At 44.3% G+C, this 12,679-nt stretch carries 9 protein-coding genes; 4 read left to right on the top strand and 5 right to left on the bottom strand.

The genetic code is table 11. From position 1 onward, the window contains the following. Positions 1 to 52 precede the first annotated feature (52 nt). Both JMX70_RS05460 and JMX70_RS05455 read right to left on the bottom strand, forming a co-directional pair. Complete coding sequence (locus tag JMX70_RS05460; protein ID WP_201590227.1) at positions 53 to 1,660, bottom strand: McrC family protein; 1,608 nt, start codon at positions 1,658 to 1,660, stop codon at positions 53 to 55. Positions 1,661 to 1,678: 18 nt separating this feature from the next. Continuing rightward, on the bottom strand, positions 1,679 to 3,121 hold the full coding sequence (locus JMX70_RS05455; protein ID WP_227671172.1) for an McrB family protein: 1,443 nt from the start codon (positions 3,119 to 3,121) through the stop codon (positions 1,679 to 1,681). A 357-nt stretch (positions 3,122 to 3,478) separates the two neighbouring features. Here JMX70_RS05455 and JMX70_RS05450 point away from each other — a divergent pair, with 357 nt between their 5' ends. Beyond that, positions 3,479 to 4,234, top strand: a complete 756-nt coding sequence (locus JMX70_RS05450; protein ID WP_201590223.1) for a DUF4442 domain-containing protein — start codon at positions 3,479 to 3,481, stop codon at positions 4,232 to 4,234. Positions 4,235 to 4,308: 74 nt separating this feature from the next. Beyond that, entirely contained in the window at positions 4,309 to 4,803 is a 495-nt protein-coding gene (locus tag JMX70_RS05445) for a RidA family protein (protein WP_201590221.1), read from the top strand. 122 nt (positions 4,804 to 4,925) lie between these two features. On the opposite strand, the gene gspE is transcribed toward JMX70_RS05445, so the two are convergent. Further along, entirely contained in the window at positions 4,926 to 6,482 is a 1,557-nt protein-coding gene (gene gspE / locus JMX70_RS05440) for a type II secretion system ATPase GspE (protein ID WP_201590219.1), read from the bottom strand. 385 nt (positions 6,483 to 6,867) lie between these two features. On the opposite strand from gspE, the gene JMX70_RS05435 reads away from it, so the two are divergent. Both JMX70_RS05435 and JMX70_RS05430 read left to right on the top strand, forming a co-directional pair. Further along, a complete protein-coding gene (locus JMX70_RS05435) occupies positions 6,868 to 7,707 on the top strand; it encodes a thiazole synthase (protein WP_193030068.1) in 840 nt (279 codons plus the stop codon). A gap of 260 nt (positions 7,708 to 7,967) precedes the next feature. Further along, positions 7,968 to 9,407: a WS/DGAT/MGAT family O-acyltransferase gene (locus JMX70_RS05430; protein WP_068406332.1), complete on the top strand. Its 1,440-nt coding sequence runs from the start codon at positions 7,968 to 7,970 to the stop codon at positions 9,405 to 9,407. A gap of 50 nt (positions 9,408 to 9,457) precedes the next feature. Here JMX70_RS05430 and JMX70_RS05425 read toward each other — a convergent pair whose 3' ends face one another. Both JMX70_RS05425 and dxs read right to left on the bottom strand, forming a co-directional pair. Continuing rightward, entirely contained in the window at positions 9,458 to 10,285 is an 828-nt protein-coding gene (locus JMX70_RS05425) for an inositol monophosphatase family protein (protein ID WP_068406329.1), read from the bottom strand. Positions 10,286 to 10,549: 264 nt separating this feature from the next. Continuing rightward, complete coding sequence (gene dxs / locus JMX70_RS05420; RefSeq protein ID WP_201590217.1) at positions 10,550 to 12,598, bottom strand: 1-deoxy-D-xylulose-5-phosphate synthase; 2,049 nt, start codon at positions 12,596 to 12,598, stop codon at positions 10,550 to 10,552. Positions 12,599 to 12,679 lie beyond the last annotated feature (81 nt).

Genomic DNA, 12,679 nt, shown 5'->3' with positions numbered 1-12,679 from the left:
TCGCAACGTTGGTTTTTTACTAACCTTAATACTAGATTGCCAACAGCGCTTATTATACTACATTCAAATCTGGAAGCAAGCCGCCGTTTATTTTTCCGGTCAGCACATTAAAGGGTATCATCCATAATTTGGCATGATTGGATGGCTTTTTGTAGCTTTTATCATTGTCTGCGTCATTATAAGCTTGTTGCTGGAGCAGGATTGGTTGTCTGCTATCGTCCTGTACCGGATAAACCAGCCAGCCCTGCTCGGCGTGATAAGCCTGCGCGTAACTGCTCAACTGATAGGCGTCGCCCGCACTAATCGCCCCTGCATGCGGTAAATGCTTCCATTTAATATCAATCACATGGCTATAATTGCCTGATTGGGGTGAGCAAGCAGAGGTATGCGTTTCTGATTTTACGTCATCCTCACCCAGCGCTTTAATGTTAGGTCCAGTCTGCAAATGAGCACTTTTATAAATCAATAAATCAGGACGAATGGACAAACACGCCTGCCCTTTTACATCATGTAGCCACACTCGCTGTGCTTGAAACAAAGGCTTATAAGCCAAATCAATTTGCTGAAACTGGGCCGCTATGCGCAGGCTTGTCCATTGCTCGAACGCTTGATTCATATCAATCAATAAACATAGGCGCGGTTGTGCGGCGTTTTGCTTGGCTAATGTTTGCGGCTTAATGCCATTGCCAGTATGAGCGTCACATTGCTGCAAGAGCCAATAAGCCAAGTCTAATAACTGCTGCGCCGCTTGTAATTGCTGCCGAGATAAAGGCTGCAGTGCCAATTGCCTCTTTGCTTGCTGATAAAAAGACTCAAGCCGCTGTAGCTCATAACGACTTAACACTGCTACTTGTCGCCACTGCTGTAATGCGGGCAGTGACATTGATGGCGGAGATAACGGAGTAAGTAAATTCAGCGCGCTTTTAATCAAGCGATTACACAGCATCTCTTGGCTCAGTACACTGCTTTCACAGACAAACTTATGCGGCTGCATGCTGTTATGGCGCAACTGTTCTTTAATCAGCAAGCGACCTTGTAACGCTGCTTGGTTATGGATTTGCGCCTGATAGTGCTTCGTCGGCTGATAATGCGTCAAACGCTGTAAAAACTGCTCAATCAGCCAATCAGATAATGGCATTGCTTTAGTCGTCGGTAGCGCTGCTAACTGATTGCTAAATTGGCCAAAGTTTTTTGTATTAGGAAGCTTATTTTTATCATGACTGCTGCTTAAATCCGCCAGCATATCCTGCACCCATTGCCGCGTTTGATTGATGTCATTGGATTTAGCTAAACCGTATGGCTGTTGCTGATTATGTTTGCTAGACGTTTTTGCTATTAACTTAGGCAATATCTCAAGCGTCATGCCACTAGGCAATAAAATAATACCAATATAATGGCCGACTTTTAGCTGCCATTGTCCTTGCTGACGTTTAATGCTAAAAACGGCAAGCTCTTGCGTTATTAACCAGTGAAAGTCCGCTACGTGGGCAAAATCATAGGCCGTTAAACGTTGATGCTCAAACACCGTAATAACATTAGCATTAAGTGCAGCCGTATTGACGTTATTAGCAATACTCGCACTATTACTATTGCCACTATTAACGTTGTGATTAATATGACTGCCTATCGCTTTGTCATCAGACTGTAATACTCTACTCATCACAAGCTAGCAACCTTGTTAATATAAACGCTGATAGACAAACGGCTTGGCAAACTCAGCTGTATGATTGATTAAATCGGCATTAATTTTATAACTGCTACTACTCATAGACTGCCCGAAAAAAGACTGCTGGTCGGCAAACATTGGGGTTGAATTATTAGGACTGGCTAAGTTATTGGCATTATCAATCAGCGCTTGGCTATCTTGTATAAACTGCGCGCTCAGCGGCTGCTGCTCATCTTGAAAGATATATTGCAGAACAGTGACTTGCCCACCCGCTGCTTGCGCCAATTGCGGAATGATTTGTTCAATAAGTGCCGTTTGCAAGTGCTCAAGACTGTTTACTGACCATAAGAATGCATGACCTAATTGTGCCTCTGCACCAAGGGTTTGCGTAATACGATGATTTAAACCGGTTAAGATTTTCGCCAAATCTATTGTTTCTTCTGACTTAAACGCTTCTGAATTATCAGCTTTTAAGTCTTGATTGAGATAAATAACAGGTAATAATTCCGACTGCGGCGGACAATCAATAAAGCGAAAACGCCGTCGTAATGCCATATCAAGCGGCGCTAATGAGTGGTCTTGGATATTCATGGTGGCATAAATATCAACGTTGGCAGGGACGTTAAAGGTTCGCCCTGAATAGGCCAAATTAACCGTCATCGTATTTGCCATGCCAGCGCGTTTATCGGGTTCAATCAAACTTAATAGCTCGCCAAAGACCCGTGATACGTTAGCACGATTGACCTCATCAATCAGCATCGCATAACGCTGCTCGGGATCATTAGCAGCGCGTTGGCATAATTTCAAAAACGCGCCATCTTGCACGCTATAACTCATTTGAGATGAGCTGTTTTTTGTATGATCGGACGACGCCATCACCGGGCGGATACCTTCGACAAACTCTTCATAACCATAGGCCTGATGAAAGCTGACCATACTAAAGCGCTGCTGACGGAACTCTTGATTTTGGCTGTTATTCTCACGCTGCGCCTGCTGAAATTCCGTTAATTGCTGCGCTAAGTTACTTAACAAATCCATGCTTTCTGGTAGCAGATACCATGCGCCGCTATGGTCTTTATCAAAATAGGCTTGGCTGGCTCGATTTTTATAACTTACCGTTTGTGAGCTCGTAGGCGTATGCATTTTTAGCACAGACCAAGCAGTATTGCTTAAATTTTTATCGCGCGCATTTTGCGCTGCTTTATTGACAAAAAACTCATGATTGACAATTTCTGGTACCTTAACCAAGTCCTGTTTTCTAGACTTAAAATCTAAAAATACTAAACAAACAACGTCACGCCAGCTTAACGGCTGCAAAAGTTGTCTCAATAATTCTTTGTCATTTATCTTTGGTAAGTAGTCAGTATATTGCTGTGCGATTTGGAGCAAGCGATAGGTTTTACCTGTACCAGCAACGCCCGTATAGATAATATTGGTCGGTTTGGAAAAAGACATATTTGGCATGGCCTTATCTAGCGTGGCATTGTCGAACATGAGAAAAACACGGCAAAATAGTTTAGCTGTGCTAAAACCTGACGATTATAACGTGGCTCGCTAAAATTAAGCGACCTAGCAGGCAATAAGCGACAATACAGCCAGCGTCGATATTTCTGCCCTCTAAGATATCGTTACGTTAGTCATATTTTATAAGCGCGGCAGTTCATGTTAATAATAGTAGCGATACGGCACTTAATGTACCATAACTAACATCGTTGCTAAGATAAAAGAATTCGCTAACTTATCAATCATCTCAATATTTTTTATCGCACTGGTAAAACACTGTAAATCCCACTTTAACTTGAGGAATGTTGTATGTCAGGATTATTAAAAAAACTCCCTAGCAAACTAAGTAGCAAACTACCAGTCAAAGTTTCTGACAACACCAAAGTGCCAGCTGCACAACCACACACTACGCTAAAACCCATCAGCAACCAATTTACCAAACTGCTATCTGTCACCAAGTTTCTGCCTGCGGCCGCGCGCGCCAGCATTTTATCAAAAGCCTTTGGTAAAGTGGTGCCGTACGTGGGCACAACAGGTATTTATTATGAAAACGTCGATCCCAATCAAGTGGTGGTCAGCTTAAATAATACCAAAGCGGTGCAAAACCATATTGGCTCGGTTCATGCGGTTGCTATCACCTTACTTGCGGAAACCGCAACAGGGTTTATTTTGGGTTTAAACCTACCCTCTGACCGCGTATTATTGATTAAATCTTACTCGGTGAATTTTTATCGCCCGATTAAAAAAGGTCAAATCGCCGCGGTGGCATCATTATCTGACGAGCAACGCTTGGATATTTTAAATACGCCAAAGGGTGAGATGGTCATACCGTGCGTGATTCATGACCGCGAGTCAGATAGCGACCGTGACCCTATCGTCGTTGAGATGACGTGGGCTTGGATACCCAAATCTGAGCTAGAAGCACGCCGTCAAGGTAAAGCCGCTAAAGCGCTAGAAAACAAGCAAAATGACAATGAAAAAACCAAAGATGAGCAATCTAAGTCTGAGCAAGACGAGAGTGAAGCAAGCAGCAAACACTCAACGCTAGAATTAGAAAGCAATTAATTTTAATTTGTTAAAGAAGCAAACAGCTACCAAAAAATGGATTTAAGAAATATCACAATAACAAGGAGACAAGTATGTCTAGATATATCAATAAACTGACGACTCATTTATCTAAAGTAGTGCTGATTAGCGCCTGTTCATTAGGTTTAGGTTTTGCGGTTACGGCCAATGCCGCGCCAACAACTAATAATGCAACCGTCACCAAATCTAGCCCAGTATTTCTCGGTGATGGCGGCAATTATCCATTTTCAGAAGCGGTACGTGTCGGCGATACGTTATATATGTCAGGACAGATTGGTTTTAAAGACGGTAAATTGGTCAAAGGCGGCGTAAAAGAGGAAGCCAAACAAGCGCTCGATAATATCCATGAAACCTTGTTAAAGTACGGCTATCAAAAATCAGACATCGTCAAATGTATGGCGATGCTGACTGATATGGACGACTTTGATGACTTTAATAAAGTCTATAAAGCAGAGTTGGCTAAGCCTTATCCTGTACGCTCAGCCTTTGGCGTTTCAGAGCTTGCAGCGGGCGCAAGCGTTGAAGTTGAATGTATCGCCGCGAAATAGCAGTACTATTACAAATAAACCAAACTGACTTTTTGATTAGCGGTTACTGAGCCAATTGCACCGACTTTTGACTCAATGACTGTTTTGCTTTATACAATCTTTTTTCTTATACCATCGTTTTTTCATACAATCATAGCGTCATCAGTTAGGGCGCTTTCTTTGGTTACCCGCAGCACTTCTTCTAACGTCGTCCGACCCTCTATGACTTTGCGTAGTCCATCAGCACGTATCGATGGCGTCTGCTGACGGGCGTATTCTTCTAGCTCGTACTCGGCAGTATTACTATGAATCATCCGGCGCAAGGTATCGTCAATCGGTACCACTTCATAAATTGCCGTCCGCCCTTTAAAGCCTGAATTATTACATTTATCACAGCCCACTGGTTTCGGCAAATTAATAATATTCTCTGTTAATTTTTCAGTAGCCGTATTTGTAGCATTTGCCGCAATACCAATTTCAGTAAATAATTTGGCCTGTTCATTATCGGCAGCCTGCCAGCTATGACAATGTGTGCATAACGTCCGTACCAAACGCTGAGCGACGACACCAATCAGCGATGACGATAATAAAAATGGCTCTACGCCCATGTCCTGCAAACGTGTGACCGCACCGATGGCGGTATTGGTATGCAGTGTCGATAATACCAAATGTCCTGTTAAAGACGCTTGCACGGCGATTTCGGCGGTTTGTAAATCGCGAATCTCACCTACCATCACCACGTCTGGATCTTGTCGCAACATGGCACGCAGGCTCTTAGCAAAAGTCATATCAACTTTATTATTCACCTGCGTTTGCCCAATACCATCGAGCTGAAATTCAATCGGATCTTCGGCGGTCAAAATATTGCGGGTTTGGTCATTTAAATCGGTCAATGCCGAATATAGCGTGGTGGTTTTACCTGAACCGGTCGGTCCAGTCACCAAGATAATGCCATGTGGACGATGGATTAAGCGCTTAAGCTCGCTATAGTCATTATCAGATAGACCAAGATACGTCATATTGAGACGACCCGCTTGCTTGTCTAATAAACGCATGACCACGCGCTCACCAAAGCTTGACGGCAGCGTCGATACCCGTACATCGACCTCACGGCCTGCCAGTCTTAAACTGATGCGACCGTCTTGTGGTACACGCTTTTCGGCGATATCCAGTTTGGCCATGACCTTGATACGCGAGACCAGTAACGGCGCCAATTGGCGTTTTGGCGTGATAATTTCTTTTAGCTCTCCATCGACACGAAAGCGTACCACTAGCCGTTTCTCAAAAGTTTCAATATGAATATCTGAGGCATTTAAACGTATCGCTTCAGACAACAGCGCATTAATCAGACGAATAATCGGCGCATCGTCTTGTTGATCCATCAAATCTTCTGTTTCAGGAACGCTATCGGCCAGGCTATCGAGGTCAGGATGGTCTTCAAGCCCAGCGGCAATATGCTGCGACTCGCCCGTATTACCGGCATAGGCGGCATTCATACGTTTTTCGAAATCTTCAATGCTGATATTTTCATAATTTGGTACACCGCGTACGCCTTGCTGCTGTAAAAAACGCACCGCCTCATTAATGGCGGACAATGGCGTAGTTTTGGTCAACACCAAGGTCGGCGGCAACTCCGGATCAATAGCAAGAATGGCCAAAATTTGATGGCGTTTTGCAAAACTGTACGGCAGCTGCAGCATAAAGACGACCTAGTGAGTGGTTAATTTAAAAAAAGAACTTAAAAAACAGCTTATAAAATAACTTTGAAAACAGTCTTGAAAACACAATCTAATACATGCCAAAAAACACTACAATCGTTAAACTGGGTAAAGATTGTCAGTAGGCGCGTATGAGTTTGTTATAATAACATTTTGTTTTAGGCAATTAGCAAGGCTTTGCTTGAATTTATGACTTTGCTTTTAAAGCAGTTATATTATTAGCATTTAACATCGCAAGCCTTTGGCCACATAACGCCTATTTACGTTTTGCCTCTACTACTATTTAATAAAAACTCTCATTAAACACAGTAACAAACTTAATAACCTCGTTAGTCACTTTTGTCAGCCCGCTATTAGGATTATCCTTATGTCACAAGCCGCAAATACTCCTGCCAATGTTCAATCATTTTCACAAAATGCCTTATCGAATGATACCTTTACGGTTGGTAGTCGTACATTCTCTTCTCGATTGTTGGTCGGTACTGGTAAATATAAAGACATGGCTGAGACGGGTGCGGCGATTGGCGCGTCAGAAGCTGAGATTGTCACCGTTGCTATTCGCCGTACCAATATTGGTCAAAATAGCAATGAGCCAAATTTATTAGATGTGATTTCACCGGATAAATATACCATCTTACCCAATACCGCAGGCTGTTTTGATGCCGAAACCGCGATTCGGACGTGTAAGCTTGCTCGCGAGCTATTAGGCGGGCATAATCTGGTGAAGCTAGAAGTATTAGGCGATGAAAAAACCCTTTATCCAAACGTGATGGAAACTCTAAAAGCCGCCAAGGTGCTAATCGATGATGGTTTTGAAGTCATGGTTTATACCTCTGACGACCCCATCGTCGCTCAAGAATTAGAGAGCATGGGCTGTGTGGCGATCATGCCGCTTGGTAGCTTGATTGGTTCTGGTCTTGGTTTGCTTAATCGCCATACCTTAAGCCTTATTATTGAAAATGCTAAAGTACCCGTATTGGTTGATGCTGGCGTCGGTACCGCTTCTGATGCCGCGATTGCGATGGAGCTTGGTTGTGATGGCGTGCTGATGAACTCAGCGATTGCCAATGCACAAAATCCCGTGTTGATGGCGCAGGCCATGAAACATGCTATATGGGCAGGGCGTCAGGCGTTCTTAGCAGGTCGTATGCCGATGCGCAAAATGGCCGCTGCCAGTTCGCCGCAGACCGGCTACTTCTTTCAGTAGTTTTTAGCTTAGATTTTTCAAGTTGAGTCCTGCAGGGCAAACTTTCTAGCTTAAACCTTTAAAAGCACGGCTTAACACATAATGAAATAATAAAAATCCCGTGCGCCATGCTTTTTTATATTAAGATATTTTTGTGACTACTTTTAGGTTTTTAATCGTTTTTGCTATATTTTTTAGTTTTACTATGCTTTACCTTTGCCTAACTGAATACTTATATAATTTATTGCCGTTTTTTATTCATCGTCATAAAAGGATTTATTATGCGACTTCTCACAGCAGTCGACCAGTTGTTCTTACTTCTTGAGTCGCGTAAACAACCCATGCATGTTGGGGGTCTATTTTTATTCGAATTGCCCGAAAATGCGGACAGCAGTTTTGTTTGTCAATTGGTCAAACAAATGCAGCACTCTGAGGTGCCGCCGACCTTTCCTTTTAACCAAGTGCTTGAGCATTTGATATTTTGGAAAAAAGACAAACACTTTGATGTTGAGCATCACTTGCACCATGTAGCGCTACCACAGCCCGCGCGTGTACGCGAGCTTTTGATGTACGTATCAAGAGAGCATGGTCGCCTGTTAGATCGGGCAATGCCGCTATGGGAATGTCATGTTATTGAAGGAATTGAGCCAGAAAGCGAAGGCGCGCCTGAACGTTTTGCCTTATATTTTAAAATCCATCATTCGATCGTTGATGGCATCGCTGCCATGCGCTTGGTCAAAAAATCCTTATCGCAATCGCCAACCGAACCGGTGACGCTACCGATTTGGTCACTGATGGCACGTCATCGTAACCAAGTCGATGCGATTTTGCCGAAAGAGCGTTCGGCGCGGCGCATTATCAAAGAGCAAATATCAACCATTAAACCGGTATTTACAGAATTGCTCGATAACTTAAAAAATTTCGGTGATGACAGTTATGTCAGTACCTTTGCAGCGCCGATGAGTGTGCTTAATAAACGCATTTCAGCCTCGCGGCGCATCGCCGCGCAGTCCTATGAGATACAGCGCTTTAATGATATCGCTGAGCGCTTAAATATCAGTAAAAACGATGTGGTGCTTGCCGTTTGTGCTGGCGCTATTCGCCGTTATCTCCTGTCGATAGATTCGCTACCAAGCAAGCCTTTGATTGCTTTTGTACCCATGTCATTACGTACCGATAATAGTGTGGCGGGCAACCAGTTGTCATTTGTTCTTGCCAATTTGGGCACGCATTTAGACGATCCACTCAGCCGCATCGAGCTGATTCATCGCAGTATGAATAACGGCAAACGCCGCTTCCGCCGTATGAATCAAGCGCAGGTTATCAATTACAGTGTGATTTCTTATGCGTGGGAAGGTATCAATTTGGCAACTGGGCTGTTTCCGAAAAAACAGGCCTTTAACCTGATTATCTCCAACGTCCCTGGGTCAGAAAAGCCGCTATATTGGAACGGCGCGCGTCTGCAATCTTTGTATCCGGCATCGATTGTATTCAATGGACAAGCGATGAATATCACTCTCGCCAGCTATTTGGATAAGATTGAATTTGGCATTACCGCTTGCAGTAAAGCTTTACCGCATGTACAAGATATGCTCGTCCTCATAGAAGAAGAGTTGCAACTATTAGAGCGCACCAGCAAAGAGCTTGAATTTCAAGGCATTACGGTGACAGATAAAAGTAATGACAAGAAAAGCGGCAAAACAAAAAAGCTGGCGCCATAATGGAACCAGCTTTTTCAATGTTAATTTTCTAAATCTTTAATAAGTTAAAACTACAAAATATCGCCCCACGTTGGGACAACGACTTGCATTAACGGTTTTAGTAATTTGACGTTACAAGCAAAGATAGAGCCTGAGGTCATTGAGTTGTGTGCGCCTGTATGGTCAACGACCACGCCGCGTGCTTCGGTCACAATAAGCTCACCAGCAGCAATATCCCACGGCTTAATAGACATCTCAAAATAACCGTCAAAACGACCAGCTGCTACATAGCATAAATCTAGCGCGGCTGAGCCTAAACGGCGAATTTGACCGCCCGCTTCAGAGATTTTTTGTAAGCTTTCAAAGTGCTGCTTGGCATAAGAGATGACTTCACCATTACGTTTACGCTCAAGCGGATGACCAGTGGTAAATAAGCCGCCGTCGATGGTTTTACGCTCGCTCACTTGCATACGGCGATTGTTCAAGCGTGCGCCTTTACCACGGCTAGCCGAGAACATCTCATCACGTACAGGGTCATAGATGACGCCGTGCTGGGTCACGCCTTTATGTTGCACCGCGATAGAAACACAAAACTGCGGTACGCCATGGACGAAGTTTTTAGTACCGTCTAGCGGATCAATAATCCAGCACCAGTCAGCATCTTCGCCGCGACCTTCTTGCATACCAAACTCTTCACCCAAAAACGAGTGATTTGGATAGCTGGCTTTTAGGGTCTCAATCGTCAACTCTTCGCTAAAACGATCAATGCGCGTCACTAAACCATCAAGCCCTTTTGACTCAATATCTAGCTCGATTTTGTGGCGGTTTTGATGCGCATATAAAATCTCTTTACCAACTTTTTCAGCAGCACGCGCTGCGATAACGACCATGGGTTCCATAAATAACCTATTTGCTTGATGAATGAATACTACTTAAAAGATAGGACTGATAAAATGTACGAAAAATAAAAGCCGCTTAAAATCAAATCGGATTAATAACTCATGAAAACCATCGCCGCCTAGCGAACCAAATAAATGATTGCCAGCAGTAGTGCCGCCCAAGTTGTCAAATAATTCACACCTACGGCAAGTAGGCGAGGTTTAAACAAAAATGCTTTATTTTTCAATCCGCTATTTTAGCAATTTTTTTTGAGCGATAGGGTTTTATTTTAGCAATTGCTGCAGCTGGCTCACGACCCCTGCAACATCCAGACCACAATCAGCCATTTGCTCTGCTGGTGAACCATGAGCAATAAAGCGATCAGGAATACCGATATTACAGATTACTGGACGGCTATTTTTAAACGCTATTGATTCGTTAAGTAAATATTCATTTACTGCACTGCCCGCGCCGCCCATAACTGTATGCTCTTCCAAAGTGGCGATATGGGTAACGCCTTGCTTGATTAAGCTGTCAAGCAAGTGCGTATCTAAAGGTTTTACCCAGCGCATATTCACCACATGTACTTGGCAGTTTGAGTTTATATTATCGTTAATCAAGCTTTCTGCCGCTTGCTGAGCCGTCGCCACCATGGTACCAAAGGCTAATAATGCCAACTTATTAGGTGCGTTATCTTGACCTAAAACTGACTCTACTACCGCTTTACCAATGGAAAAAACCTGTGCGGGCTGGGTAATCGTCGCGCCAACGCCAGCCCCGCGCGGATAGCGCACAGCCGTACAGCCTTGATATTCATAGCAAGTATTGAGCAAGTGATAACATTCGTTTTCATCTTTTGGCGCGGCTATCAGCATATTCGGCACGCAGCGTAAAAAGGCAAAGTCGAACACGCCGGCATGAGTAGCACCATCTTCACCGACTAGACCGGCGCGGTCAACAGCAAACATCACATCAAGGTTTTGCAATGCCACGTCATGAATCAGCTGATCGTAGCCACGCTGCAAAAAGGTTGAATAGATGGCGACGATTGGCTTGACACCTTGGGTTGCCATGCCGCCTGCTAACGTTACCGCATGCTGTTCAGCGATGGCTACATCAAAAAAACGATTGGGAAATTGACGGGCAAACTCAATCATGCCCGAGCCTTCTTCCATGGCTGGGGTAATCGCAAGCAATTTCTCGTCAGTAGCAGCTTTATCACATAAGAACTGACCAAAGACTTGCGAGTATTTCAATAGCGGTGTACTCGGTGCTAAGTTAGCGGTTAGCGCTTTCTTCTCGCTATCTTCAGCAGGCAATCTACTGATAGCATGATAGCCAACTGGATCCAATTCAGCAGGCGCAAACCCTTTACCTTTGGTGGTATAGATATGCACCAACACTGGGCCTTTTAATTGCTTGGCAAGCGATAGTACGCGCAGTAGCTCAGGGATATTGTGGCCATCAAACGGACCGAAATAAGTAAAACCAATGGCTTTAAATAGATTGTCTTCTAATTGCGGCACATCGCGCAGCTCGTTATGACGTTTACGGCGGTCGTAGGCTTGCATGTCAGGACGCTGGCATAATATCGGCTCGCCAGCATCAGAGATATCAACCTGATAGCCTGACTCCCACAATGTCGCTAAATGCCGTGAAAAACCACCAATCGAGCAAGATATCGACATGTCGTTGTCGTTTAAAATGACCAGCAAATCCGCATCTTGTTGGACGGCGTCATTCATCGCTTCAAACGCCATGCCGCCGGTCATTGCGCCATCACCTATAATACATGCAACCGTTTGCGCGCGGCCTTGATAGCGTAGCGCCAGGCTCATGCCAAGACCCGCCGAAATAGACGTCGATGAATGCCCAACGCCAAAAGTGTCATAAACCGACTCGACGCGTTCTGGAAAAGCGGTCAAACCATCTTTTGCGCGAATAGTACCAAGCTTTTCACGGCGACCCGTCAACACTTTATGGGCATAGGCCTGATGACCGACGTCCCAAACAATCTGATCTTGGGGCGCATCTAACAGATAATGCAGGGCAATGGTCAACTCAATGACGCCTAAATTGGCCCCGAAATGACCGCCACTTTGACCAGCTGAATAAAGCAGAAAAAGCCGTAGCTCATCCGCCAAGGTAATGAGCTGACTTTCGCTAAACGCTTTTAAATCAATCGGGGCGTCTACCGTATCAAGTAGCGGCGTATGCGGACGCTCACGTGGAATGACTGCATAAGTTTTTTGCAGGTGCGATAGCGATGCAGCAGAATCAATGGCTGACGCAGATGATGACTTAGACTGTGGGGAATGAGGTGACTGCTGCATAAAACGTACGATACCTACCAATCTGCTAACAAGATGCTACCTTAGATACGGGCTATAACTAGCTAGCATCTAGGTGGCGTT

The organism is Psychrobacter pulmonis, from assembly GCF_904846465.1.
Taxonomy (GTDB): Bacteria; Pseudomonadota; Gammaproteobacteria; order Pseudomonadales; family Moraxellaceae; genus Psychrobacter; species Psychrobacter faecalis.
Note: the sequence above shows the minus strand (reverse complement) of the source record. Positions and strands in the feature narration are given on the sequence as shown.

Excerpts from the sequence above, each read along its gene's own strand:
- JMX70_RS05460 (WP_201590227.1), bottom strand. The coding sequence starts at position 1,660 with ATGAGTAGAGTATTACAGTCTGATGACAAAGCGATAGGCAGTCATATT.
- JMX70_RS05455 (WP_227671172.1), bottom strand. The coding sequence starts at position 3,121 with ATGTCTTTTTCCAAACCGACCAATATTATCTATACGGGCGTTGCTGGT.
- JMX70_RS05450 (WP_201590223.1), top strand. The coding sequence starts at position 3,479 with ATGTCAGGATTATTAAAAAAACTCCCTAGCAAACTAAGTAGCAAACTA.
- JMX70_RS05445 (WP_201590221.1), top strand. The coding sequence starts at position 4,309 with ATGTCTAGATATATCAATAAACTGACGACTCATTTATCTAAAGTAGTG.
- gspE (WP_201590219.1), bottom strand. The coding sequence starts at position 6,482 with ATGCTGCAGCTGCCGTACAGTTTTGCAAAACGCCATCAAATTTTGGCC.
- JMX70_RS05435 (WP_193030068.1), top strand. The coding sequence starts at position 6,868 with ATGTCACAAGCCGCAAATACTCCTGCCAATGTTCAATCATTTTCACAA.
- JMX70_RS05430 (WP_068406332.1), top strand. The coding sequence starts at position 7,968 with ATGCGACTTCTCACAGCAGTCGACCAGTTGTTCTTACTTCTTGAGTCG.
- JMX70_RS05425 (WP_068406329.1), bottom strand. The coding sequence starts at position 10,285 with ATGGAACCCATGGTCGTTATCGCAGCGCGTGCTGCTGAAAAAGTTGGT.
- dxs (WP_201590217.1), bottom strand. The coding sequence starts at position 12,598 with ATGCAGCAGTCACCTCATTCCCCACAGTCTAAGTCATCATCTGCGTCA.